Origin of the sequence: Isoptericola luteus, from assembly GCF_020297055.1 — a bacterium.
Taxonomy (GTDB): Bacteria; Actinomycetota; Actinomycetes; order Actinomycetales; family Cellulomonadaceae; genus Isoptericola; species Isoptericola luteus.
Genome location: NZ_JAIXCQ010000008.1, coordinates 39,208 through 58,148, shown reverse-complemented (window position 1 = coordinate 58,148; position 18,941 = coordinate 39,208). Strand labels below are relative to the sequence as shown.

Here is an 18,941-nt window from a genome sequence, read left to right as displayed (position 1 = left end):
CCCGCCGACGTCTACGGTTCCGTCGACTAGCGTAGTCGTCGACAGGACCCTGCGGGACCGGTGGTCCGGTCCGGAACAACCGGCGAGCGTGGCAGAAAGGGGCCCACATGAACCGACGACTGCGGTCGACCCTGTCGGTCACGTGCGTCCTGGCCTCTGCCGGGCTGCTCTTCAGCACGAGCGCGCGGCTTGCCGACGCCGGTGACAGCCGCGCCCCGCAGGACCTCGCGGAGGTCGTGAGTTCCGAGTCCGAGCGGGTCAGCGAGCTCGCGGACCGGATGAACTCTCTCGAGGCCGAGATCGAGGACCTCGGCGAGCAGGCGAACGCCGACCTGCCCGAGCGGGCCGCGAACCTCGTCGCACGCGAGTCGGTGGTCTCCGGGGCGCTGCCCGTCGACGGCCCCGGCCTGACGGTCTCGCTCGACGACGCCCCGGCGTCGAGCCGGTCCATCTCCGGCGTGCGCGTCGACGACCTCGTCGTCCACCAGCAGGACATCCAGCACGTCATCAACGCCCTGTGGGCCGGCGGCGCCGAGGCGATGACGCTCCAGGGCGAACGGGTCACCTCCACCTCGGCGTTCCGGTGCTCCGGCAACATCCTGCTGCTGCACGGCAAGGTCTTCTCCCCGCCGTACGTCATCGAGGCCGTCGGCGACCCGGACCAGCTCCAGGCCGCCCTCGACGCCTCCCCCGGTGTGGACATCTACCGGCAGTACGTGGACTGGGTCGCCCTCGGCTGGTCGGTCGCGTCGTCGACTGACCTCGAGCTCCCGGCGTACACCGGGAGCTCCGAGCTGCAGTACGCGACGGCCCCCGACGACACGGACGTGTTCTCGTGAGCGACGGCCGGCGCGCCCCCGCCCACGCGCGCGGCCCGAGCCCGCGCGCCAGCTCAGCCCTGCACGGGCGCCCGGCGCCGCGGCGCGGCGCGGTGAGCACCGTCGTCGGCGTGATCGGCGAGCTGTTCATCACGGCGGGCGTGGTGCTGGGCCTGTTCGTCGTCTGGCAGCTGTGGTGGACGGACGTCCAGGCCGACCGCGTGCACCAGCAGGTCCTGGCCGAGCTCGAGTGGCCCGAGCCTCCCGTGATCGTGGAGGACGACGCCGGTCCTGCCGTCGCGTCCGAGCACCGCGAGGACCCGCCGGTGATGGACGAGCCGGAGACCGGTGAGGTCTTCGCCAAGCTCTACGTGCCGCGGTTCGGCGAGGACTATGTCGAGCCCATCGCCCAGGGGGTGGACAAGGCGAGCATCCTCGACCGCCTCGGCATCGGGCACTACCCCGAGACCGCCATGCCCGGGGACGTGGGCAACTTCGCCTCCGCGGGGCACCGCACCACGTACGGCAAGCCGTACCACCAGGTCGCGGACCTCACCGAGGGGGACCCGCTCGTGGTCCGGACCGCAGACACCTGGTACGTCTACCGGGTCACGAGCCACCAGATCGTCAACCCGTCCCAGATCGAGGTGATCTCCCCGGTGCCCGGCCTCATGCCCGGCGAGGAGATCCCGGAGCTCACCCAGCGGTTCATGACCATGACCGCGTGCCACCCGATGTACTCGGCGGCCCAGCGCTACATCGTGCACGGCGAGCTCGACTACTGGGCGCCCGTGGAGGAGGGCACGCCGGCCGAGCTGCTCGACGCCGGGATCGAGCCGTCCGGCACGGCCGCGGCCACCACGCCCCTCCAGGAGGTGTCCTAGGTGTACGGAGCACTCTGGCGTGTACTCCCCGGTCCCGTGTGGCTGCGGGTGGTCATCCTGCTCGTGCTGGTGGTCGCGCTCGTGGCGGCCTGCTTCGAGTGGGTGTTCCCGTGGGCCTCCGAGTACGTCCCCATGAACGACAACACCGTCGAGGCGAGCACATCATGACCGAAGCCCCCGTCACCGGACCGCGGATCCTCGTGGTCGACAACTACGACTCGTTCGTCTACACGATCGTCGGCTACCTCGACCAGCTCGGGGCACGCACGGTCGTCGTGCGCAACGACGCCGTGCCCGAGCCCGACGCGGACGGCGTCTTCCACGACGAGGACGGGACGGCGTTCGACGGCGTGCTCGTCTCGCCCGGTCCGGGTACGCCCAAGGAGGCCGGCGCGTCGGAGGACGTCATCCGCGCCTGCGCGCGGTCGCGCACGCCGATGCTCGGGGTCTGCCTGGGGCACCAGGCGCTCGCCGAGGTCTACGGGGCCACCGTCGCGCACGCGCCCGAGCTCATGCACGGCAAGACGAGCCTCGTGGAGCACGACGGCGACGGGGTGCTCGACGGTCTTGCCACGCCGTTCACCGCGACCCGCTACCACTCGCTCGCCGTGCTCCCGGAGACGGTGCCGGCCGAGCTCGAGGTCACCGGCACCACGGCGTCGGGAGTCGTCATGGGCGTGCAGCACCGGGAGCTGCCGCTCCACGGGGTGCAGTTCCACCCGGAGTCGGTGCTCACCGAGGGCGGCCACCGGCTGCTCGCCAACTGGCTCGCCGTGTGCGGGGACGATGGCGCGGTGGAGCGGTCGCGCGGCATGGCCCCCCTCGTCCACCAGAGCTGACCGCTCGCCGCCCGGCCACGACGCAGCACGGAACGACGCAGCACGGAACGACGCAGCACGGAACGACGCGGCGCCCGGACCTCAGGATCCGGGCGCCGCGTCGTTCCGGTCGTTCGTGCTAGCCCTGGTCCTCCGTGCCGGAACCGAGCAGACCGCCGTCGTCGCCGCCGTCGTCCGGGGGGCCGGACGGGTCGGTCCCGCCGCCGTCGTCACCGCAGTTCTCGCCCGGGCCGGTCGAGACGACGTAACTCACCCGGCTGCTCAGCTCGAGCTCCGTGCCGGGTTCCGGGTCCTGGCTGATGACGATGTTGGGGCAGACGGTGTCGGACGGTGCCGTCGACGGGAAGGGGCTCAGGGCGCTCCCCCCGATGGACTCGACGGCCTCCTCGTTCGTCATCCCGACCACGTTGGGGACCTGGCTGGTCTCCGGGGCGGCCTCCTTGGCGATGATGAGCCGGACGCTGGAGTTCTGCGGTACCGACCCGGCGCTGGGCTCCTGCCGGATGACGGTGCCCGGCTCCTCGTCGCTCTCCTCGGTGCTGGTCTGTGCGTCGAGGTCGAGCTCGTCGAGCGCCGCCGTGGCGCTGGACTCCGACTTGCCGACGAGGTTCGGCAGGGTGACCTGACCGGTCGACACGAAGAGGTCGATCGAGTCGCCCGCGGTGACTGCCTTGCCCTCCTCGGGCTCCGTCCGGATGACGTCGTCCTCCTCGACGGACCTGCTGTCCTCACGCTCCACGTCGCCGACGACGAGGTTGGCCTCCTCGATCGCCTCCCGGGCGTCGTCCTCGGAGAGTCCGGCGACCTCGGGGACGGCGACGGTGTTGGGGCCCGCGGAGAAGGTCACGGTGACGGTGGAGCCCTTCTCGGCGGTCGCGCCGCCCTCGGGGCTCTGGCCGAGGAAGGTGTCCTCCTTCTCGGTGGAGTCCGTGTCGCGGGCCTCGTCGTAGACGAGTCCGGCCCCCTCGATCCGCTCCTTGGCCTCCGCCGGCGTGATCGTCTGCTCGAGCACCGGGACGGCGACGGTCTCGGGCGTGTCGTCACCGCCGTTGATGACGAGAATCGTGATGAGCGTGGCGATGGCGATCACGCCGATCGCGATCAGCGCCCACATGAGCCCCTTGCGGCTCTTCTCCTCCTCCGGCTCGCCAGGGGCGCCGTCCGGCGTCACCCCGAGCGCGCCCGTGGATCCCCACGGGGAGGCGGGGTCCATGACCTGGGTGCCCGCCCCCTGCTGGCCCATGAGCTGGGTGGTCGCGGCGCCGGCCGCGGCAGCGCCGATGAGCGGCGCCGTCACCGCCCCGCCCCGCACCGCGGACTCGAGGTCGGCGCGGAACTCCGCCGCGGTGGAGTAGCGCGCCTCACGGTCCTTCGTCAGCGCTTTGAGGGTGACGCGGTCGAGCACCTCCGGCACGTCGGAGGCGATCTCGCTCGGCCGCTGCGGGGCCTGCCCCACGTGCTGGTACGCCACGGCGACGGGCGAGTCGCCGATGAACGGCGGTCGGCCGGTGAGCAGCTCGAAGAGCACGCAGCCGGTGGAGTACAGGTCGCTGCGGGTGTCGACCTGCTCGCCGCGAGCCTGCTCCGGCGAGAGGTACTGCGCGGTGCCGATGACGGCGTGCGTCTGCGTCATGGTCGCGGCCGAGTCGGCCATGGCACGCGCGATGCCGAAGTCCATCACCTTGACCGCGCCGGTGGGCGTGATCATGACGTTCGCGGGCTTGATGTCGCGGTGGACGATGCCGGCATGGTGCGAGTACTCGAGCGCGCTGAGGATGCCCGCCGTGATCTCCACGGCCTCCTCGATCGGCACGGCCGCGCCGTCCTGCAGGATGTCGCGGACGGTGTGGCCCTCGACGTACTCCATGACGATGAACGGCACGTGCACGGACGCGCCCTGCGTGTCCGTGTGCGTGTCCTCGCCGGTGTCGTAGACCGCGACGATGGCCGGGTGGTTGAGCGCGGCCGCGGACTGCGCCTCGCGCCGGAAGCGGGCGAGGAACGACGGGTCCCGCGCGAGGTCGGACCGCAGGACCTTGATCGCGACGGTGCGACCGAGGCGGGTGTCGTGCCCGATGTGCACCTCGGCCATGCCACCGCGGCCGATGAGCTCACCGACCTCGTACCGGCCCGCGAGTACCCGGGGCGTGTTGTCCACCACTCAGATGTCCTTCTCGGTCATGGTCGCGCGCGGGGCGCGCGACGGCTCTCGGAGCATCATCCCAGAGTCGGGACCGACGCTCGCGTGCACGGTCGTGTGGTCACGGCCGGACATCGTCGTACCGGCCGCCGTCGAACCGGTCGTGAGGGAGCCGGCCGGGTGCGGGCCGGTGTCGTGCGGGCCCGACGGCGGGCCTGCCTCCGCAGCATAGGGGGTATGCAGGCGTCGGCGGGCCGAGGCCAGGGGCAGCGCGAGGATCACGGCCGCGGCCGAGCCGTCCCCGGACGTGAGGCTCTGCACCAGGGTGGCGAGGAGCAGCACCGCGAGCAGGCCGATGAGGGCGAGCAGTGGCCAGGACATGCGGCCCAGCGGCCCGAACCGCTGGCCGGTCGTGGTGGACGTGCGCTTGGGCGGGGCGGCGGCCGACGGCGCGCTCCGGGGAGTCTGGGGCCGGCGCTGATCGTGGGCCCCGGCGCGCACGTCGCGACGCAGCGGGTACGCCCGTGCGCGCGGCTCCGGGGCGGCGTCCACGGCGTCATCGAGGTCCGGGTCCGTCGTCGAGGGCGCGTCCGACGGCGCCTTGGACGGGGCGCCCGAGCGCGCGGCGGGGGCGAAGGGCGCCCCGCGGGGACGCTCCACGGCGGGTGTGGGCGACACGGGGGTGGGCGGCCCCGCCTGCCCGCCGGACGGGGCCGCGTGCGCCGGGACCGGCCGCGGGGCGCGGGCGCCCGGGCTGCGGGTGGACGCGGCACGCCGTGCCGCGCGGGACCTGGCGCCGAGCGGGTCCTGCGCGATGTCCCGGGCGAGCTCCTCGAGCTCGTCGGCGAGCTTCGCGGCGGACGTGGGACGGCGGGACGGGTCCTTCTCCAGCATGCGCTCGATGACGGACGACAGACCCGGGTGCACGTGCGTCGGCAGGGGCGGGACCTGCGCGTTGACGTGCGCGACGGCGATGTCCACGGGCGTGGAGCCGGTGAACGGCCGCTTCCCGGCCGTCGCCTCGTACGCGACGATCCCGAGGGCGTACAGGTCGGAGGCGGCGGTGGCCGCCTGGCCCACCGCCTGCTCCGGCGAGAGGTATTGGGCCGTGCCCATCACCATGCCAGTCGCGGTCATCGGTGCCTGGTTCGCGGCGAGGGAGACACCGAAGTCCGTGATCTTCACGTTCCCGCCGTGCTCCAGCAGGATGTTGCCCGGCTTGACGTCGCGGTGCACCACCTTCGCCAGGTGCGCGTGGTGCAGGCCGCGGGCCGTGGCCGCGAGGATCGGCAGCAGCTTGCGCGGGGAGACCACCGGCTCGCGCTCGAGCAGGTCCGCGAGCGGCTCGCCGAGCACAAGCTCCATGACGAGGAACCCGGCGCCGTCCTGCTCGCCGTAGTCGTACATCTGCGCGATGTTCGGGTGGCTGAGCGCCGCGCTGTTGCGGGCCTCGGTGCGCAGCCGGCGCAGGAAGTCCTCGTTGCCCGTGTACTCCTCGCGCAGCACCTTCACGGCGACCTCGCGACCGAGGTAGCCGTCGTCGGCGACCCACACCTCGCCCATGCCGCCGACGGCGATCCGGCGCGTGAGCCGGTACCGGTCGCCGAGCGCGAGCCCCACCGTCGGCCTCATCCGTTCAGCACCGCATCCATGACGGCCTTGGCGATGGGGGCCGCGACGGACCCGCCGGTGGCCTGCCCGCCGAGGTCGCCGCCACTCTCCACGACGACGGCGACGGCGACCTTCGGGTCGTCCGCGGGGGCGAAGGAGGTGAACCAGACGTGCGGGTCGGTCTTGGACGTGTCGGCACCGTGCTGTGCCGTGCCGGTCTTGCCCGCCACCGAGACGCCGGACATCTGCGCCGTCGTCCCGGAGCCGTCCTCGACGACGCTGACCATCATGTCGGTGAGCTGCTCGGCCGTCTTCTCCGAGACCGCCTGGCCGAGGCTCGTCGGAGACGTCTCCTCGACGACCTCGAGCTGCGCGTCACGGATCTTGTCCACGCTGTACGGCTCCATGAGCTCGCCGCCGTTGGCGATGGCGGCGGAGACCATCGCCATCTGCAGCGGGGTCGCCTTGACGCTTCCCTGCCCGATGCCGCTGAGCTCGAGCGCCGCGGTGTCGGGCGGCGTGGGGTAGCCGCTGGCCGCTGCCGGGAACGGGACGTAGAACGGCTCGTTGAACCCGAACTTCTCCGCCTGCTCCTGCATCGCCTCGTCGCCGAGGTCGCCGGCGAGGCCGAGGAACGTCGTGTTGCAGGAGATCCGCACGGCGTCCGCGAGCGACATCTCGCCCGAGCCTGAGCACGAGGTACCGGCGTAGTTGCCCACCTTGGTCGACGTCCCCGTGAGGGTGTACGTCGACGGGGCGTCGACGACGGTGCTCGGCGTGAAGTCGCCGCTCTCGAGCGCGGCGGCGGTGGTGACCAGCTTGAACGTGGATCCGGGCGGGTACGACTCCGCGGTCGCGCGGCTGATCAGCGGCCTGCTGTCGTCGTTCAGGAGCTCGGTGTACCGGTCGCTCGCAGCCTTCGTGTCGTGCGTCGCGAGCTCGTTGGGGTCGAACGACGGCTTGGACACCATCGCGAGGATGGCGCCCGTCGACGGGTCGAGCGCGACGACGGCACCGCGCTGGTCGCCGAGCGCGTCCCAGGCGGCCTTCTGCGCCGCGGGGTCGATCGTGAGCTCCACGGAGGAACCCTGCGGGGTGGCGCCCGTGAGCAGGTTCTGCAGACGGTCCACCCAGAGCGCGTCCGCCTGCCCGTTGAGGAAGTCGTTCTTCGCGTCCTCGATACCGGTGGTGCCGTTGACCAGGGAGAAGAACCCGGTCAGCGGCGAGTAGAGCTTGCCGTCCGTGTACTCGCGCTGGTAGCCGAACTCGTCGTCCACAGGGGTGGAGAGCGCGATGGCGTCCCCGCCCACGACGATGGGCCCGCGGTCCGTGCCGAACTGCGCGTGGAGCTTGCGGATGTTGCGGTTGTCGTCGTTGAGCTCGTCGGCCTGGAAGAACTGGATCCACGTGGTCGAGACCATCAGAGCCAGGAACATGACCATGACGACGCTCGCGAGCCGGCGCGTGGTGGTGTTCACGAGCGCTCACCCGGCCGGGTGTCGGGCTGCGCCGGCGTGATCATCTCGGTGGGGTGCGACGACGGCGCCGCTCCGGTCACCTCGCCGGCCGAGCGGCGGACGGGGGTGCCGGCGACCGGCGTGCCGGTGCCGGGCGTGCCCCCGGCGGCGCCGACGACGATCGGGTCGTGCATGGCACCGCCGGCGGCGACCGTGCCGCGCACGGGCAGCGACGACGGACGGCGGGCGATGTCTGAGACGCGCAGGAGCAGGGCGATCACGATCCAGTTCGCGAGCAGCGACGAGCCACCCTGCGCCATGAACGGCAGGGTCAGGCCCGTCAGGGGGATGATGCGGGTGATGCCACCGACGACGGTGAAGATCTGCAGCGCCATCACGAAGGCGAGACCGCCGGCCAGCAGCTTGCCGAACCCGTCGCGGACCGCGATCGCGGTCCGCAGGCCGCGGTGCACGATGAGCAGGTAGGCCAGCAGGATCGCGAGCAGGCCCGTGAGGCCGAGCTCCTCGCCCAGCGACGAGTAGATGAAGTCGGAGTACGCGAAGGGCACGCGGTACGGCTCGCCCTCGCCCCAGCCGGTGCCGAACATGCCGCCGGCGGCGAGGGCGAACGTGCCCTGCACGATCTGGAAGGACCCGCCCGGCGCGTTGTACAGGGCCGCGTCGAAGGGGTGCAGCCAGACCTCCATGCGCGCCGCGACGTGCGTGAAGATGCTCGACGCCGCGATGGCGCCGGCCCCGAACAGCAGCAGACCGATGAGCACCCAGCTGAACCGTTCGGTGGCGAGGTACAGCATGGCGACGAAGAGCCCGAAGAACAGCAGCGAGGTGCCCAGGTCGTGCTCGAAGATCAGCACCCCGAGCGACGCCGCCCACACGATGAGGATCGGTCCCAGGTCGCGGATGCGCGGTAGCTGCAGCCCCATGACCTTGGGCCCGGCGAGCGCGAGAGTGTCCCGGTTGGCCACGAGGTACCCGGCGAAGAAGACGGCGAACGCGATCTTGGCGAACTCCGCCGGCTGCATGGACATGCCGCCGAGGTGGACCCAGATGCGCGCCCCGTTGATCTCCTGCCCGATGACGGGGAACAGCGGCAGCACCACGAGCACGAGCCCCACCAGCATGGCCGTGTAGGTGAACCGGCGGATCCACCGGTGGTCGCGCAGGAACCAGATGAGCACGGCGGCGACCGCCGCGCCGAGCGCCGTGTACATCAGGCCGGACCAGGCGTTCGCACCCCGCATGTTCGACGCGCCGGACATCTCGAGGCGCAGGATCATCGCCAGCCCGATGCCGTTCAGGAACACGACCGAGGGCAGGATCACCTGGTCGGCCCAGGGTGCGCGCAGGCGCAGCACCACGTGCATGCCCAGGCCTGCGGCGGCGAGCAGGAAGCTCTTCAGCCAGAAGTCCTCCGGCAGCTCGCCCGTGAGGGCGTTGCCCACCGTGGCGAACGCGGTGATCCCCGCCGCGAGAGCCAGGACCAGCAGGAACAGCTCCGCCACCCGGGCGGGACGACGCTCCGTCGGTGCGACCGTCCGGGCGGCCTGCGAATCCTCGACCGTGCTCACTCGCTCGATCCCTCGTTGTTGCGGCCCTTGCCGGTCGGTCCGGGCGACGTCTCGTCCGCCGCGGGCTGCTCGTCCGCCGTCTTCGGGGACGACTTCGGCGACGGGCTGGTGGCGGGCGTGGGGCTCACGCTGGGCGTGACCTCGGGTTCCGGCTGCGCCTCGGCGATGAGCCGCTCGGCGCGCTCGCGGGCGTCGGCCTCCGAGGAGGCGCGGATCGAGCCGTCGAGCTGGTTGGCCCAGTAGTCCGGCAGCTCGTCGACCGGCGTCCCCGTCAGCTCGATCGCGGTGGACAGGGTGAGGGGGCCGGCGCTGGCCGGGATGCCCTGGAAGACGGCGACCTCGCCGTCCGCGACACCCACGTAGTACTGCTGCTGCGTCCACCCGTACGCCGCCCAGACGCCGTATGCGGCGCCGCCGAGCAGCGCGAGGACGACGAGCGTGGTGAGCCACGGGCGTCCGCGGCGCCGCGGGCGGACGTCGTCGTCCTCCGCGTCCTCGTCGTCGAGGTCGTCGTCGTCCGGGTCCATGGCCGTCGCGGCCGGGTCGGCGTCGTCCGGGTGCGGGTCGGCCAGCGGGGGCAGCTCGCCCGTCGCCGCGGCGCCCACGACCTGGACCTCGGAGTCGGCCGCCGGGACGGCCTCCTCGCCGGAGTCCACCACGTCGGCGACGACGACGGTGATGTTGTCGGTGCTGCTCGCCGTCATGGCGAGCGTGATGAGCAGGTCGGCGGCCTCGTCGGCCGTCTCCGAGTCGGCGAGCACCTCGGTGAGCTGCTCCGGGGTGACGAAGCCGGACAGGCCGTCGGAGCACAGGAGCCAGCGGTCGCCCGCCCGGGCCTCGCGCACGGACATGTCGGGGGTGAGGTCGACGTCGAAGTCGCCCAGCACCCGCATGACCACGTTGCGCTGCGGGTGGTGCTCCGCCTCGTCGGGCGAGATGCGACCCGTGTCGACCAGGTGCTGCACGAACGTGTGGTCGACGGTGACCTGCGAGAGCCGGCCGTCGCGCAGCAGGTAGGCGCGCGAGTCGCCGAGGTGCGCCATCGCGAGCGTGGAACCGGTGTGCAGCAACGCCGTGACGGTGGTGCCCATGCCGACGAGGTCCGGGTCGGCCTCGCTCGCGCGCACGAGGTCCTGGCGCGCCCGCTCGACGGTGTGCTCGAGGTCGGCCAGTGCCTGCTCGGGGCCGTGCTCCGAGCGGTCCAGGGGGGCGAGTGCGTTGATGGCGAGCCGCGAGGCGACGTCGCCGCCCGCGTGCCCGCCCATGCCGTCCGCGACCACCAGCAGGTGCGGGCCGGCGTACGCGGAGTCCTGGTTGCTGGACCGCACGAGCCCGACGTCGGACCGGGCGGCGTAGCGCAGGGTGAGTGTCACGGGGCGCTCATCCCTGGAGCTCGACGACGGACCGGCCGATCTGGACGCCGACCCCCGGGGCGAGCGGGATGGGGCCGGTGACCGGGGTGTCCCCGATGAACGTGCCGTTCGTGGAGCCCAGGTCCTCGACGAACCACTGGTCCCCCTGCGGGAAGATGCGCGCGTGCCGCGACGACGAGTAGTCGTCGTCGAGCACCAGCGTGCAGCCCGGGGCGCGACCGATGAGGATCGACGCCGTCGACAGCGGCAGCGTCGTGCCGAGCAGCGGCCCGGCCGTCACGACGAGTCGCGTGGGGGCGCCCCGCTTCGGCTTGGCGGGGGCGGCGGGGCTCGCCGCCGCACCCGGGGTGGGAGCCGCCTCCCGGCGCCGGTCCGACCGCGTGCCGCGCGGTGCGCCGCGTGGCGCCAGGTCACGACGCAGCACCGCGATGGCGGTGAGCACGAACACCCACAGCAGCACGAGATAGCCCAGCCGCAGCAGGGTGAACGTCAGCTCGCTCATCCTCGGGAGATCACCAGTCCTCGTTCGGCTGGCCGGCACCGCTGCCGGTCCAGAACATGATGCGGGTGCGACCGATGGTCAGGGTGTTGCCGTCCAGGAGGGTCGCGGCGGGGACCTGGTGGCCCTCGACGAACAGACCGTTCGTGGACCCCATGTCGGTGGCCACCACGCCGTCGGGCGTCACGCGGATCTCCAGGTGACGACGGGAGACACCCGGGTCGTCGACGACGATGTCCGCCTCCGCGTCGCGGCCGATGACCGTGACGGGGCCGGTGAGCAGGTAGCGCTGCCCGTCGATATCGATCAGCGGGTGCCGGGTGGAAGGAGCGGCCGACGTGGCAGGCGCGACGTTGCCGCGCACCGTGGCGGAGCGGAGCTGGAAGCGTCCGCCCGCGAGGTCCTCGTGCTCCTCGAACGAGACGCTCACCGGCCCCACGAACGCGTAGTGCTGCGAGACCGCGTACTCGGTGAGGTTGGTGGCGAGCTCGTCGGCCAGCGTCTCCGCACCCCAGGCGTCGATCTGCTCGAAGTCTGCCGGTGACAGCTCGATGGTGAACTCGTTGGGCACGACCGTTCGGTCGCGCCCCACGACCGCCGCACGGTCGTCGATCTCGCGGCGCAGCCGGCTCGCCAGCTCCACCGCCTTGATCTCGCTGTTGCGACCGATCTTCGCGAACGCGTTGTTCATCATGCGCTCGACGCTGCTCTCGAAGCGCTCCAAGGCACCCATGCCACCTCCTCCCGCCGCCCGAACATCCGCGGGCAGACTATCTAGATCGTAGGCAGCAGCGCAGCAGGACCTCCCAGTGCGGTGTGGATTTCCTGCGAACGGTCGGCGCAGACCCCGTCCCGGACGGTCACGACGGGGTCACGGAGCGCCTCCCGACGGGACGCCGTGTGACGTGCGCCCCTGTGCCCCCAGGGATTGGGGAGCGCCCCCGTCGCCGTGTTAATGTTCTGCAGCACGCGCGAGTGGCGGAATAGGCAGACGCGCACGGTTCAGGTCCGTGTGCCCGAAAGGGCGTGGGGGTTCAACTCCCCCCTCGCGCACGTGGGGGCCGTTTCCTTGGAACGGCTCAGGTGTGAACGAATCTCCCGTCCGGAGTGATCCGGGCGGGAGATTTGTCGTTTCTGGGTGGTTCGTGGCTGGCCGCGAGGCGCTCGTGGCACGTCGCTAGTGCTGGTTCTGGCTGCCAAGGGCGGGCGTCGGCGTCAACTGGGCAGTTCGGGACGTGCGGGGTCCCGATGGTCTTTCGTGGTGGTGACGGCGGGTGCGCCGTGGGCTGTGGTGCTCGGTGCGGTCAGGGTCCGCGGGTGCGGTAGATCGGATCGGGGGTGATCGCCTCAGGTTCTTCGCCGAGCTCGACCTGCCAGGGGTCGGGGCGATCTCGCTCGAGGTACCACTGGTGGAGGCGCTTGGCGTTGTAGCCCCAGCATCGCCAGGGCCAGAAGGAAGGCCGTGCCGAAGAAGCCGCGGACGCGTAGGTAGCCGCGGTTGATGTTGCTGGCGTTGTAGCGCACGTTGCCGAAGAGGCCCTCGACGAGAGTGCGGCGGTCGTAGGAGCGCCCCCACTCGCTGGTCTGCCACAGGTGGCGCTGGCGGTCGCGCTCGAGATCGGTGTTAGCGATGGTGACCGTCAGGCCGCAGCCGCAGAGCACCTCCGGGGTGCAAGTGGTGGGATCTATCCACGTGGTTCCCGATCGAGCGCCTCGGGGCGTGAGGCGCTTCCCGCATCGGACCGCTAGGGGTGTGCCTAGAAGGTCATTCGGGATGTGCCTGGCATCGGCACTATCGCAGCGAATTGACTGGTCAGCGGGTTCCCGGAACCACCCACGTGGAGGTAGTTCCCGAATCAGGGAGCCACCCGTTCCCGAAACCCCCGACCGGTTCATCTGGTCGGGGTTTCGTCGTTCCCGGCGGCGTGGTCGGTGGCGTTCAGTCCTCCTCGACCGCGACCAGGTCGACCAGGTCTGTGAGCTCGCTGGGGTCGCGAGCCTGGTCGAACCGGCGCAGTGCCGGGATGTAGAGCGACTTGTCCAGGTCCCAGTCGAGCACGACCGCTGGCTCGTCGTCGGGCGTCGCCGCGAGGAGGACGAGGTCGGCCAGGAGGCGGGTGGACCTGCCGTTGCCGTCGACGAACGGGTGGATCCGCACGGCCTCAGCGTGTGTTGCCATCGCCAGCTGTTTGGCGGTCCAATCCGAGGTGTGCTCCCAGCGGTACAGCAGGTTCTCGAGCGTGGACCGCAGTTCGACGGCGATCATCACGGGGTCGATGCCGATGCTGAGCTCGCGTTGACGGTACAGGCCCGCCCAGGTCCAGACGTTCTCGTAAAGGCGAGCATGCAGGTCTCGAAGCGCTCGGTCGGTGAGCAGGTCGGCCAGAAGCAGCTCACCCGCCGCGGCGCGTAGCGGCGCGTAGCGTGAAGGCACTGCGCACGGCGTCCTCGTAAGCCTGCTCCAGCTCGTAGACCGAGGCCTTGGTCAGCGGGTCGCCGATCGCTTCGGCGACATCCGGCAGGAGGGCGTCCAGCTCCTCGAAGTCGAGCGGCGTGCTGCCGTAGTCCGGGTCGAGGCCGGTCACTTCGTGCGTGCGGGGCGCGCGGCGACGTAGCGGTCCGTGACCGTGGAGCGCTTCGTGGACTTGACGACGCGACCTTCGAGCGCCGCCGACGCTCTCGTCGAGCGGACGGCTGCCCGTGCGGCGCCGCTCGCACTGATCTTCTTGGCCACCTGGCCCACCTCCATCACGGTCATCTCCAAGATAGCGCCGATCCCAGTGCCTTTGACCCCGACACCTCCTTGGCATGGACGTCGCGTCGTACGAGGAGGTCAAATCGCTGAGCATCCTGCGGGAGCCCGACGGCGACGTCTCTGACTGGGCTCCAGAGGAGAGGCTCTGGAACGTCGATTCTGGCTCGAAGATCTTCGCCGTGAGGCCCGGTGTCGGCGGGCCGGTCACATGCGAGGTTTGGCAGGGCCTGCCGGGTCTCGTCCTGCCACACCTCGTCTTCGAGGCGCCGCTGCACATCGAGGATCCGGCGGGTGTGATCGACAGTCGGCTCGGCTGGTTGCATGGTGACAGGCTTCTGGCGGTGTTCGCCGATGAGGCCGAGTTCGCAGCCCGCGTCCAGATCGTCGTTACCCCGGGTCAGATGGCCGATGCCGGAGGTGTGCCTGGGAGGGCCTCGGAGGTGTGCCTGGCGTGCAGTTCTTGGTGGTTGACGTGCTGGTCAGGGACTTTCGGGAACCACCCACGTGGGGAGGGTTTCGGCTTCAGAGCCGGAACCCTTCAGAAAGTCCCGGTCAGGTCCTCCTGGCCGGGACTTTCTGCGTTTCCGGGCGGCGCGATGCCGGTGGTGTGAGTTGTCGCCGGGTGTCTGGTGTCGCTGGGGCGGGCCTCGGCGATCTTCGTTGGTTCTGAGGTCTGCGGCTGGTCACGACGTGGAGCGGACTTCCCGTTCCCTCAGCCGCCCTCAGTCCGAGTCAGCTCCTCCCGGTGGGCCGGGAACCGGCCCTCAGCGCAGCCTGCGGAAGAAGCCGCGGATGTCGTCGACCAGCAGGTCGGGCGCGTCGTGCGCCGCGAAGTGGGAACCGGTGTCGTAGACGTTCCACGACACGATGTTCTTGTGGTCCCGCTCGGCGAACGCGCGGATCGAGTGGAAGTCCCAGGCGAAGTTGGCCAGCCCCAGCGGCACGGTGGTCGGCTCGGTCGGCTTGTCCGTGGCGTGGAAGTCCTCGTAGTAGAGACGCGCGGACGACGCCGCCGTGTTGGTGAGCCAGTAGATCATCGTGTTGGTGAGCACATAGTCGGGGTCGAGGTTCGGGCCGAGCAGCTGCGCGTTCCAGCCGAGCTGTCCCACCGGCGAGTCCGCGAGCGCGTGCGAGAGCGTCTGCGGGGCGGTCGACTGCAGCTTGTCGTACGCACCGCCGTTCTCCAGCCACCACGCCAGGAACTCGACATTCTTCCGGTCTTCCGGCGACAGGTTCTCCAGCTCGGCGGGATCGCCGGAGGGGAACGAGAAGACCTGGGTCACGTGCACCCCGAGGACGTGCTCGGGGTCGCAGCGCCGACCTCGGGCGAGATGAGGGAGCCACCGTCGTTGCCGTGAGCGCCGTACTGCTCGTACCCGAGGCGGTGCATCAGCTCGGCCCACGCCTTCGCGATCCGGTACCGGCTCCAGCCCCGGTCGGTGGTGTGGCCCGAGAATCCGAAGCCGGGCACCGACGGGATCACCAGGTGGAAGGCGTCGGCCGGGTCGCCGCCGTGGGCTCGCGGGTCGCTCAGGCGGTCGATCACGTCCAGGTACTCGACGACCGTCGTCGGCCAGCCGTGCGTCAGCAGCAGGGGAGTCGCATCCGCCTCGGGAGAGCGGACGTGCATGAAGTGCACGTTCTGCCCGTCGATGGTCGTGGTGAACTGCGGGTATCGGTTGAGCCGCGCCTCCCAGCGGCGCCAGTCGTACTCCTCGCGCCAGCGCCGGACCAGACCCTGCAGGTACTCGAGCGACACGCCGTAGTCGGCGCCGCCGTCGGGCAGCTCGTTGGTCCAGCGCACGCGGGAGAGGCGCTGGTCGAGGTCATCGAGGTCGGCCTGGGGGATGTCGATGCGGTACTCGTTGATGTCCATGGATCCCACTCTGGCGGCCCATCAGGAGGACTTGCTTCCTCATAGAATGCGAATCTTGGGCCATGCTGGAAACCTCTGCGCGGCTCCTGCGCCTGCTCTCGCTCCTCCAGCTCCCGCGCGACTGGGCCGGTCCCGAGCTGGCCCAGCGGCTCGGGGTGAGCGGGCGGACCGTGCGCGCCGACGTCCAGCGTCTGCGGGACCTCGGCTATCCGGTCGTGGCCACACGCGGGAACGTGGGCGGCTACCGCCTCGGCGCGGGTGCGAACCTGCCGCCGCTGCTGCTCGACGACGACGAGGCGGTAGCGGTCACCGTCGGACTCCGCACGGCCACGGGTGGCGCCATCGCGGGGATCGAGGAGGCGTCGCTCCGGGCGCTGGCCAAGCTTGAGAAGGTGCTGCCATCCCGGCTGCGCCGCCGGGTCAGCACGCTGCAGACCTATACGGTGCCTGTGCCCCGCGACGACACGGGACCGACCGTCGACACGGAGGTCCTGATGGCGATTGCCGCCGTCTGCCGCGACCGCGAGCGGCTCCGGTTCGACTACGCGGACAACTCCGGCGCGGCCACCGTCCGCGCCGTCGAGCCGTACCGGCTGGTGAACTGGGGCCGCCGCTGGTACCTCTTCGCGTGGGACCTGGACCGGGACGACTGGCGGACCTTCCGTGTCGACCGGATGCGGCCGCGCATCCCTACCGGTCCGCGGTTCGCCCCGCGGGAGCTGCCCGACGACGTCGCGGCGTACGTGTCGAGCCGGGTCTCCGCCGCCGCCTGGCGATACCGGACGCGAGTCACCGTGCACGCCCCTGCCGAGGTGGTGGGGATGCGGATCAGCCCGGCGGCCGGCGTCGTCGAACGCATCGACGAGCAGACGTGCGTGCTGGACACCGGAGCCGACACCGTGGAGACGCTCGGCGTGTACCTGGGACTGCTCGACGCGGACTTCGACATCACCGGACCGCCGGAGCTCGTCGCATACCTCCGCCGTCTGACCGCGCGCTACGCGCGCTCGACCCCACCCACCCCCGACCGGTAAGTGCTGGACATTTGCCCTCACGCTTCGCGTACGCCGTTCTCGTGCGCCCGCTCCGGCTCGTCGACCGAGGCTACGGTCATCGGGTCGCCGACTACCTCGGCGACCTGGGGCAGGAGGCATCCATCTCCTAGAAGTCGAGCGGAGTGTGCCTAGACGGCCGATCTGGGTGTGCCTGGCACCGGTGCCCTAGCCGCGGACGTGCTGGTCAGCGAGTTTCCGGAACCACGCACGATGCGATCCGGCCGCGTGCGGCGGCGCGAGCCCTGTTTCCTGGCGTCGAACCTGGTGAAGCCGCGTCCTGGAGGCCGCGGAGTCGTTCGCGGGCGCGACGGTGCGCGGCGCGGGCGGGCTGCGTGATGCTGGTGGTCTTGGTTGTCGCCGGGTGTCTGGTGCCGCAGCGGTGGTCCTCGGCGGTGTCGGCGTGCTGACCGGGTGGCCCGGCCCAGGGGTCGGGTGTCGGGTGGTTCGCCGAGCTGCTCGGCCCAGGGCTCGTGGCACTGCTCGGACCCTAGACGTACCTGTCGATGACGTTGCTCACCTGCTGTCCAGGACGGCGTCGTACGGAGCCCACGGGGGCTCGCGGAGGGCCGGGCAGTGCTCGGGGGTCGGGTCGTTCGCGATGGCGATCAGGTGGTCGAGCGCGTCGCGCGCGGCGGCGAGGTCGGACATGGTCGCGGTGATGCGGTCACGCTCGGCGGCGAGCAGCTCGAAGACCTCGGGAGACGCCTGCCCGGAGTCGACGCAGGGCAGCACCTGCAGGATCGTCCGGCTGGGCAGGCCCGCGGTGAAGAACTGCTGGATCAGCCGAACCCGTTCGACGGCCGACGCGGGGTAGCTGCGCTGGCCGCTCGGGGTGCGTTCCGACGCGAGCAGTCCCTGCTCCTCGTAGTACCGCAGAGCCCTGGTGCTGACTCCCGCGCGGCGTGCGATCTCACCGATCCGCATGTGCGTGCTCCTGGTGTGTCGCAATGCCGGGGCATCACGACTTGACCTTGACGTCAACGTGAGGTTTTAGCGTACCCGTTGCCGGGCCGGAGGCGGCCCGTGCCATCCGCAACGACCGACGCAGCACCCAAGGAGCACCATGAACGTCACCGACCAGATCGCCCTCGTCACAGGAGCCAACCGTGGGATCGGCCACCAGTTCGTGCTCGAGCTGCTCGAGCGCGGTGCCGCCAAGGTGTACGCGACGGCACGGCGTCCTGAGAGCCTCGACTTCGACGACCCCCGGGTGGTGCCGCTGCGGCTGGACCTGCTGGACCACGACTCCGTCGTCGCGGCCGCCGCCGCCGCGCCCGACGTGACCCTCCTCGTCAACAACGCCGGCATCGCCACCGGCGCCGCCCTCGTCACGGGCGACCTCGCCGAGGTGCGCCGCGAGATGGACACCCACTTCTGGGGCACGCTCGACGTCATCCGTGAGCTCGCCCCCGTCCTCGCGGCGAACGGCGGGGGCGCGATCGTGAACGTCCTGTCGGCGCTGTCGTGGTTCGTCGCCCCCGGTACGGGTTCGTACGCGGTGGCGAAGGCCGCCGAGTGGAACATGACCAACGGCGTGCGCCTCGAGCTCGAGGCGCAGGGCACCCACGTGCAGGGCGTCCTCCTCGGCGCCGCCGACACGGACATCTCCGCGGGCTACGACGGGCCCAAGATCGATCCCCGCGACGTGCCGCGCCGCTCGCTCGACGGGCTGTCCCGCGGCTCGATCGAGGTCGTCGTCGACGACTGGACCGCCATGGTGAAGGCGTCGCTCGCCGGGGAGCCCGCGGAGTTCTACGCGAAGATCACCGGGCTCCTGGCCGGGACCCGCGCGGCCTGACGGCGACGGCCCCGGCTCGTTATGCCTGGGCCGTCGCGCCCAGGCGCAACGGACTGGTCGAGCGCACCGTGCACCCGGTCGTGCCGCCGCGGGCCGAGTACACGCTGACCGAACCCGGGCGAGGGCTGCGCGCCACGGTGGACCTGATGTGCGAGTGGACCCGGCACCACATCGAGCACATCGAGTCCGCGCGCCGCCCGTTCGACGCCTGAGCACACGAGCGAGCATGTCTCCTGGCGAACTCGCT

21 protein-coding genes and 1 tRNA gene are annotated in these 18,941 nt (G+C 71.2%); 9 read left to right on the top strand and 13 right to left on the bottom strand.

Annotation, left to right across the window (positions count from 1 at the left end):
- Positions 1-107: 107 nt before the first annotated feature.
- From LEP48_RS12265 to LEP48_RS12250, 4 genes are read left to right on the top strand one after another with little or no spacing between them, the layout of a single operon-like run.
- Complete coding sequence (locus tag LEP48_RS12265; RefSeq protein WP_225565886.1) at positions 108-839, top strand: DUF881 domain-containing protein; 732 nt, start codon at positions 108-110, stop codon at positions 837-839.
- Complete coding sequence (locus LEP48_RS12260) at positions 836-1,702, top strand: class E sortase (RefSeq protein WP_225565885.1); 867 nt, start codon at positions 836-838, stop codon at positions 1,700-1,702. Before LEP48_RS12265 ends, LEP48_RS12260 begins: the two co-directional genes overlap by 4 nt.
- Positions 1,703-1,870 carry a hypothetical protein gene (locus tag LEP48_RS12255; protein ID WP_225565884.1) on the top strand — a complete coding sequence of 56 codons (168 nt, stop codon included), beginning with the start codon at positions 1,703-1,705 and terminating at the stop codon, positions 1,868-1,870.
- On the top strand, positions 1,867-2,541 hold the full coding sequence (locus LEP48_RS12250) for an aminodeoxychorismate/anthranilate synthase component II (RefSeq protein ID WP_225565883.1): 675 nt from the start codon (positions 1,867-1,869) through the stop codon (positions 2,539-2,541). The genes LEP48_RS12255 and LEP48_RS12250 overlap by 4 nt, the downstream gene beginning before the upstream one ends.
- A 118-nt stretch (positions 2,542-2,659) precedes the next feature.
- Here LEP48_RS12250 and pknB read toward each other — a convergent pair whose 3' ends face one another.
- Genes pknB through LEP48_RS12215 form a run of 7 tightly spaced genes read right to left on the bottom strand, consistent with a single transcriptional unit; the run spans position 2,660 to position 11,943 of the window.
- Positions 2,660-4,702: a Stk1 family PASTA domain-containing Ser/Thr kinase gene (gene pknB / locus LEP48_RS12245; RefSeq protein WP_225565882.1), complete on the bottom strand. Its 2,043-nt coding sequence runs from the start codon at positions 4,700-4,702 to the stop codon at positions 2,660-2,662.
- Positions 4,703-6,313, bottom strand: a complete 1,611-nt coding sequence (locus tag LEP48_RS12240; RefSeq protein ID WP_225565881.1) for a serine/threonine-protein kinase — start codon at positions 6,311-6,313, stop codon at positions 4,703-4,705.
- Positions 6,310-7,770: a peptidoglycan D,D-transpeptidase FtsI family protein gene (locus LEP48_RS12235; protein ID WP_225565880.1), complete on the bottom strand. Its 1,461-nt coding sequence runs from the start codon at positions 7,768-7,770 to the stop codon at positions 6,310-6,312. The genes LEP48_RS12240 and LEP48_RS12235 overlap by 4 nt, the downstream gene beginning before the upstream one ends.
- Complete coding sequence (locus LEP48_RS12230) at positions 7,767-9,338, bottom strand: FtsW/RodA/SpoVE family cell cycle protein (RefSeq protein ID WP_225565879.1); 1,572 nt, start codon at positions 9,336-9,338, stop codon at positions 7,767-7,769. Before LEP48_RS12230 ends, LEP48_RS12235 begins: the two co-directional genes overlap by 4 nt.
- Positions 9,335-10,711: a PP2C family protein-serine/threonine phosphatase gene (locus tag LEP48_RS12225; RefSeq protein WP_225565878.1), complete on the bottom strand. Its 1,377-nt coding sequence runs from the start codon at positions 10,709-10,711 to the stop codon at positions 9,335-9,337. The genes LEP48_RS12230 and LEP48_RS12225 overlap by 4 nt, the downstream gene beginning before the upstream one ends.
- 7 nt (positions 10,712-10,718) lie before the next feature.
- Positions 10,719-11,213: an FHA domain-containing protein FhaB/FipA gene (locus LEP48_RS12220; RefSeq protein WP_225565877.1), complete on the bottom strand. Its 495-nt coding sequence runs from the start codon at positions 11,211-11,213 to the stop codon at positions 10,719-10,721.
- A gap of 10 nt (positions 11,214-11,223) precedes the next feature.
- Positions 11,224-11,943 carry an FhaA domain-containing protein gene (locus tag LEP48_RS12215; RefSeq protein WP_225565876.1) on the bottom strand — a complete coding sequence of 240 codons (720 nt, stop codon included), beginning with the start codon at positions 11,941-11,943 and terminating at the stop codon, positions 11,224-11,226.
- A 236-nt stretch (positions 11,944-12,179) separates the two neighbouring features.
- Here LEP48_RS12215 and LEP48_RS12210 point away from each other — a divergent pair.
- Positions 12,180-12,263, top strand: a tRNA-Leu gene (locus LEP48_RS12210).
- Between the two features lie 886 nt (positions 12,264-13,149).
- On the opposite strand, the gene LEP48_RS12205 is transcribed toward LEP48_RS12210, so the two are convergent.
- Genes LEP48_RS12205 through LEP48_RS12195 form a run of 3 tightly spaced genes read right to left on the bottom strand, consistent with a single transcriptional unit; the run spans position 13,150 to position 13,968 of the window.
- On the bottom strand, positions 13,150-13,644 hold the full coding sequence (locus LEP48_RS12205; protein WP_225565875.1) for a Fic family protein: 495 nt from the start codon (positions 13,642-13,644) through the stop codon (positions 13,150-13,152).
- The gene (locus LEP48_RS12200) at positions 13,604-13,795 is read right to left on the bottom strand and encodes a hypothetical protein (protein ID WP_225565874.1); all 192 of its coding nucleotides are present in this window, start codon (positions 13,793-13,795) and stop codon (positions 13,604-13,606) included. The genes LEP48_RS12205 and LEP48_RS12200 overlap by 41 nt, the downstream gene beginning before the upstream one ends.
- The gene (locus LEP48_RS12195) at positions 13,792-13,968 is read right to left on the bottom strand and encodes a hypothetical protein (RefSeq protein WP_225565873.1); all 177 of its coding nucleotides are present in this window, start codon (positions 13,966-13,968) and stop codon (positions 13,792-13,794) included. The genes LEP48_RS12200 and LEP48_RS12195 overlap by 4 nt, the downstream gene beginning before the upstream one ends.
- Before the next feature lie 50 nt (positions 13,969-14,018).
- Here LEP48_RS12195 and LEP48_RS12190 point away from each other — a divergent pair, with 50 nt between their 5' ends.
- The gene (locus tag LEP48_RS12190; RefSeq protein WP_225565872.1) at positions 14,019-14,576 is read left to right on the top strand and encodes a hypothetical protein; all 558 of its coding nucleotides are present in this window, start codon (positions 14,019-14,021) and stop codon (positions 14,574-14,576) included.
- Between the two features lie 153 nt (positions 14,577-14,729).
- Here the strand turns inward: LEP48_RS12190 and LEP48_RS12185 are convergent, their stop codons facing one another.
- Together LEP48_RS12185 and LEP48_RS12180 are read right to left on the bottom strand one after the other, a co-directional pair.
- The gene (locus tag LEP48_RS12185) at positions 14,730-15,248 is read right to left on the bottom strand and encodes a hypothetical protein (RefSeq protein WP_225565871.1); all 519 of its coding nucleotides are present in this window, start codon (positions 15,246-15,248) and stop codon (positions 14,730-14,732) included.
- Positions 15,245-15,841, bottom strand: a complete 597-nt coding sequence (locus tag LEP48_RS12180; protein WP_225565870.1) for an epoxide hydrolase family protein — start codon at positions 15,839-15,841, stop codon at positions 15,245-15,247. Before LEP48_RS12180 ends, LEP48_RS12185 begins: the two co-directional genes overlap by 4 nt.
- Positions 15,842-15,903: 62 nt before the next feature.
- On the opposite strand from LEP48_RS12180, the gene LEP48_RS12175 reads away from it, so the two are divergent.
- Complete coding sequence (locus tag LEP48_RS12175) at positions 15,904-16,875, top strand: helix-turn-helix transcriptional regulator (RefSeq protein ID WP_225565869.1); 972 nt, start codon at positions 15,904-15,906, stop codon at positions 16,873-16,875.
- Between the two features lie 534 nt (positions 16,876-17,409).
- Here LEP48_RS12175 and LEP48_RS12170 read toward each other — a convergent pair.
- Complete coding sequence (locus LEP48_RS12170; protein ID WP_225565868.1) at positions 17,410-17,820, bottom strand: MerR family transcriptional regulator; 411 nt, start codon at positions 17,818-17,820, stop codon at positions 17,410-17,412.
- 139 nt (positions 17,821-17,959) lie between these two features.
- On the opposite strand from LEP48_RS12170, the gene LEP48_RS12165 reads away from it, so the two are divergent.
- Both LEP48_RS12165 and LEP48_RS18835 read left to right on the top strand, forming a co-directional pair.
- Entirely contained in the window at positions 17,960-18,694 is a 735-nt protein-coding gene (locus LEP48_RS12165) for an SDR family oxidoreductase (RefSeq protein ID WP_225565867.1), read from the top strand.
- Positions 18,601-18,906: a winged helix-turn-helix transcriptional regulator gene (locus tag LEP48_RS18835; RefSeq protein WP_225566006.1), complete on the top strand. Its 306-nt coding sequence runs from the start codon at positions 18,601-18,603 to the stop codon at positions 18,904-18,906. Before LEP48_RS12165 ends, LEP48_RS18835 begins: the two co-directional genes overlap by 94 nt.
- Positions 18,907-18,941: the final 35 nt, after the last annotated feature.